General features: G+C 46.8%; 6 protein-coding genes and 1 other RNA gene. 5 read left to right on the top strand and 2 right to left on the bottom strand.

Annotation, left to right across the window (positions count from 1 at the left end; translation table 11 throughout):
* Window positions 1-75: 75 nt before the first annotated feature.
* Window positions 76-174 (bottom strand): YjcZ family sporulation protein, encoded by a 99-nt coding sequence (locus TY10_RS31440; RefSeq protein WP_229691944.1) that lies wholly within the window; start codon window positions 172-174, stop codon window positions 76-78.
* Window positions 175-316: 142 nt separating this feature from the next.
* Between TY10_RS31440 and TY10_RS09790 the strand changes: the two genes are divergently transcribed.
* From TY10_RS09790 to TY10_RS09785, 3 genes are all read left to right on the top strand, one after another.
* The gene (locus TY10_RS09790; RefSeq protein ID WP_042162850.1) at window positions 317-1,099 is read left to right on the top strand and encodes a YesL family protein; all 783 of its coding nucleotides are present in this window, start codon (window positions 317-319) and stop codon (window positions 1,097-1,099) included.
* A gap of 48 nt (window positions 1,100-1,147) precedes the next feature.
* A non-coding RNA gene (ssrS, locus tag TY10_RS29395) (6S RNA) lies at window positions 1,148-1,330 on the top strand.
* Window positions 1,331-1,390: 60 nt separating this feature from the next.
* Window positions 1,391-1,789: a DUF1499 domain-containing protein gene (locus TY10_RS09785; RefSeq protein ID WP_081735187.1), complete on the top strand. Its 399-nt coding sequence runs from the start codon at window positions 1,391-1,393 to the stop codon at window positions 1,787-1,789.
* Window positions 1,790-1,879: 90 nt separating this feature from the next.
* Here the strand turns inward: TY10_RS09785 and tpx are convergent, their stop codons facing one another.
* Complete coding sequence (tpx, locus tag TY10_RS09780) at window positions 1,880-2,398, bottom strand: thiol peroxidase (RefSeq protein WP_042162847.1); 519 nt, start codon at window positions 2,396-2,398, stop codon at window positions 1,880-1,882.
* Window positions 2,399-2,495: 97 nt separating this feature from the next.
* Between tpx and TY10_RS09775 the strand changes: the two genes are divergently transcribed.
* Window positions 2,496-3,137, top strand: a complete 642-nt coding sequence (locus TY10_RS09775; protein WP_042162846.1) for a rhomboid family intramembrane serine protease — start codon at window positions 2,496-2,498, stop codon at window positions 3,135-3,137.
* Between the two features lie 40 nt (window positions 3,138-3,177).
* The gene (gltC, locus tag TY10_RS09770; RefSeq protein ID WP_042162844.1) at window positions 3,178-4,083 is read left to right on the top strand and encodes a glutamate biosynthesis transcriptional regulator GltC; all 906 of its coding nucleotides are present in this window, start codon (window positions 3,178-3,180) and stop codon (window positions 4,081-4,083) included.
* Window positions 4,084-4,094 lie beyond the last annotated feature (11 nt).

Below are 4,094 nucleotides of genomic sequence, written 5' to 3'. Positions count from 1 at the left end.
GTCCGTTATGCCTTGCGGGCATCCCGACTTCCCTGGTTTTTCTTTTTTAGAACGAGGAACTATGGCAGTCGGCTGTTAGAACAGTACCGATCTCGTGATGATGACCAGAAGAATGAAAAGTACAAGAATGACTCCCGTCGAAGTCCAAAGACCGCCGTAACCAACGTTGCTCATGCAGCAACCTCCTTTAATGAACGATGTATAGGTGATTACTCTATATCGTATGCCGGTGGGTCATAGCCGTTTAGATGTTGGCCTACAAATCAAAGAAAATAGGCGTTTTGAAAGTCATTCTACAATCGTGGAGGCAGATTGAATGGAACCAAGAGGCTTGATGGGCGGGTTTTACAAAATTTCCGAATGGATTATGCGACTGGCTGTAATTAACGTATTATGGATTGCTTGCTCCATTCCATTTGTATTTTTCGCATGGGGCGGATTGATGATGGGCCCTGCGAATGCAGATGATCAAGCAATTATGAACCAGTTGTACACGGCATTGGTATTTATGGGTATCGTAGCTCCGTTTACGCTATTTCCCGCAACCGCTGCCATGTTCTCTGTTGCTAGAAAATGGGTGATGGGCGAGACGGATGTACCGCTCTTCAAAACGTATTTCCGCAGCTACAAAGAAAACTATATTCAAAGTATGATTGGCGGCATTGCTTATACGCTGCTGTTCGGCATTATGATTGTCGATTTTATCGTCTATCAGAAGCAATTGAATTTGATGTCCTATATTTTCATTGCGCTGCTGCTGCTTCTCGTAGTATCGCTGTTCAACTTTTTCTCTATGCTCGCCCATTATCATATGAAAACGTTTCAATTGCTTAAAAATGCCGTTTTGATTACGATTGGCAAACCGATTCGGTCGTTCTCCACGGCAATTATGGCTGGCGTCGTTCTTTACATGAGTACGCGCTTCACTTTCCTGATTCCGTTCTTCATGGGCAGCATAATCGCTTATCTGTCGTTCTGGAACTTTCACCTGATCTATCAAAAGCTGCAGGAACAGGCTGAGAAGGCGAAGCAATCGCAAGAGGAAGAAAACGAGTTTGTGGAGCTTGCAGACGAGGGGCAAAACCCGACCAATAAATAGCATGCTCAGAAAGTTTACAATTAGGGCCGTAACGTCTATAATAAGTAGTACATCCTGCGATGTTCGTTTCGGCTTTTCATTGTTTTGAACCAATGGCTGTTTTACGGGATTCCTAGATTGGAGCGCGGCTGATATGCCCTCGAAAGGGGACATCAAAATCGCTTCTGCGGAGACCCACCTGCGAGAGCGGGTTCAGAAACATGTAAGTCGGACGGCATAGGCGGGTTTTTTCTGCTTATTCAGGCGTTTATATATAGGGTGCTACATAGATGCTGGAAGGGGAGATTGTTGTTGTTGAAGCGGACCTTAATCGGGTTGCTGCGGAGTCATGAGCAGACCGGCGACAAAGCTAAAGATCCGCTGCTGAAGTCGCATTTTTACAAGCTTTCCAAGGATAAGGCTTGGGAGGAAGTTGTATCAACGTTGAAGAAGATGCAAGGCTATAAAGTTTTGCATGAGGTTCAGTCGGTCGGGGAGATCGTCGTTGAGAAAAAAACGGCATTCGGCAGAACGATGGATATTACGGTATCCGTAATTAGTGTCAATCCAGTTAATTCCGCTGTAGACGTCTATTCTGCGTCACGCGGCTCTATGGGAGATTTGGGCTCCAATTATCGCGTCATTCTTGATATTTTCCGTGTGCTGGACAAGAAGCTTGCCGCTTTCAAAGTTAATGGCGGCAGCAAATAATAGATTAAAAAAGCGAGGAAGGGATTTCCCTTCACTCGCTTTGTTTGTGCGTATAGCCGTTTTAGGCTATGTATCGCTTGCCGGAATCGTTTAGACGAGGGCTTTTACTGCGTTGATCGCTTCTTCGTAATTAGGATGCTCCGTCATTTCAGGGAGATACTCTACGTAAGTGATCGTATCGTTTGCATCGATGACGAAGATGGAGCGCTGATCCAGACCAAGCTCTTGGATATATACGCCGTAAGCTTCACCGAAGCTGCGGTGCTTGTAATCGGACAGCAGAGCCACTTTATCAACACCTGCTGCGCCGCACCAGCGGGATTGTGCGAACGGAAGGTCAACGCTGACTGTAAGAATGACAACATTGTCGCCGAGATTAGCTGCTTCTTCGTTGAATCGACGAGTTTGAGCGTCGCATACACCAGTGTCGATGGATGGTACTACGCTTACGAGCTTTACTTTGCCGGCGAAGTCCTTCAAGGAAACCTCTTCAACCAGTGACTTGTTCAGAACAAAATCAGGAGCTTTGTCTCCAGCTTTCAGTTCCGGACCGATTAATGTAATTGGGTTGCCTTTGAATGTGGCAGCGCCAGTACGTGTTTGTGACATATAACAACATCCTCCTCATTTTTGAATGGTCGATACCAAATTTATTATAATCGTAATGAATCTGCATTGTCCAATAATTGAGAGGTGATTCTACAACATGATCTTTATGCGTTATGAAAGCTTTCGAGGTTATTTGCGGATGTACCCGGTAACTGCCGGTATCATTGCCCTGAATATCGTGTATTTTATTATCGTTGCATTAAGCGGCAGTACGACTGATGATTATCATTTAATTCGATATGGTTCCTTTATCACAATTACGAGCATCGATCCTTTTGGCTTAATTGAGCCATGGCGGTACGTGACCTCCATGTTCATGCATTCAGGGCTTATGCATTTGATGTTTAATATGTTTTCTCTGCTCGTATTTGCGCCACCTTTGGAGCACTTGTTACGTAAAGTAAGGTATGGCGTTTTCTATCTGCTTTGCGGCATATTGGCCAACGCATTCGTCGCTTTGATGGCAGTGCTTCTTGGAGACAACGCTGTTCATGCGGTAGGCGCCTCAGGAGCTATTTACGGCGTTTACGGCGCGTTTCTGTATATTGCACTGTTCCGCAAGGCTTGGCTTGATGAGGGCTCCAGGAAGACGGTATATACCATTCTGATCTTTGGTTTGATCTACTCAATCATTACTCCGCAGGTCAGCTTATGGGGACATGTCGGAGGCGGGTTGGCCGGTTTCCTGCTGTACAGCAGCTTTGACCGGGCAATGGTGCGAAGAAAGAGGATTCGTTAGCGAAGCTAGAAAATGGAAGAGCGAAAGATAAGGAGAAGATATGGAACTTCGTCAGCTTTACTACTTTGTCAAAGTAGCAAAAAAAGAACATGTGACCCAGGCGGCTGAGGAGCTGCATGTGGCACAGTCAGCGGTCAGCCGGCAAATTCACCAGCTGGAGGAGGAGCTTGGCGTCAAGCTGTTCCTCCAGAAGGGGCGTAATTTGCAGTTGACTCCGGTCGGCCAGCTTTTCCTGAAGCGGGCGGAAGTTATTCTGACCGATCTGGAGAGGGCGGTCGTAGAAATCCACGAATTTCTTGACCCGGAAAAGGGGGAGATTCGGCTGGGATTTCCCCACAGCCTTGGTATCTCGCTTATTCCACAGGTTGTTGCGGCATTCCGCAAGCTTCACCCGAATGTAAAATTTAGGTTTAAGCAAGGGATGTATCCGACCCTTATCCGCGATATGGTGAAAGGCGAGATTGATCTTGCCTTTATATCGCCCTTCCCGGATGAGCATGAACATGTTTGCGGCGAAGTGCTGCTGACGGAGGAGCTTTATGCCATTCTTCCTCCGAATCATCGATTGGCGAAGGAAGAATCGATAGAGCTAAGCCAATTGAAGGAGGACACCTTCGTTTTGTTCGGAGAAGGTTACTCCCTTCGGCCGATTGTATGGGAGGCATGCCAGGAGGCGGGCTTTGTGCCTAAAATCGGTTTTGAAGGCGAAGAGACCGAAACGATTAGAGGTCTCGTTGCAGCCGGTATGGGCGTCAGTCTATTGCCGGAGATGGCGCTTCATCATACCGGTCTGCTGGAGCCGGCGAAAGTCCGCATCCGTAATCCGATCGTTACTCGTAATATTGGCATTATCCATCGTTCCGGCGAGAAGCTTCCGCTTGTAGCGAAAGTATTCCACGGCTTCTTACTCCGTTATTTCCATGATCTGCTGAAAAAGCAGCAATAAAAAAAGGTATT

Origin of the sequence: Paenibacillus gorillae, from assembly GCF_000513275.1 — a bacterium.
Lineage (GTDB): Bacteria > Bacillota > Bacilli > Paenibacillales > Paenibacillaceae > Pristimantibacillus > Pristimantibacillus gorillae.
This window is presented reverse-complemented; position numbering and strand designations above follow the sequence as displayed.

What these genes read in the sequence shown, in the direction of transcription:
- TY10_RS09775 (WP_042162846.1), top strand. Translation starts at nt 2,496, where the DNA reads ATGATCTTTATGCGTTATGAAAGCTTTCGAGGTTATTTGCGGATGTAC.
- TY10_RS31440 (WP_229691944.1), bottom strand. Translation starts at nt 174, where the DNA reads ATGAGCAACGTTGGTTACGGCGGTCTTTGGACTTCGACGGGAGTCATT.
- tpx (WP_042162847.1), bottom strand. Translation starts at nt 2,398, where the DNA reads ATGTCACAAACACGTACTGGCGCTGCCACATTCAAAGGCAACCCAATT.
- TY10_RS09790 (WP_042162850.1), top strand. Translation starts at nt 317, where the DNA reads ATGGAACCAAGAGGCTTGATGGGCGGGTTTTACAAAATTTCCGAATGG.
- gltC (WP_042162844.1), top strand. Translation starts at nt 3,178, where the DNA reads ATGGAACTTCGTCAGCTTTACTACTTTGTCAAAGTAGCAAAAAAAGAA.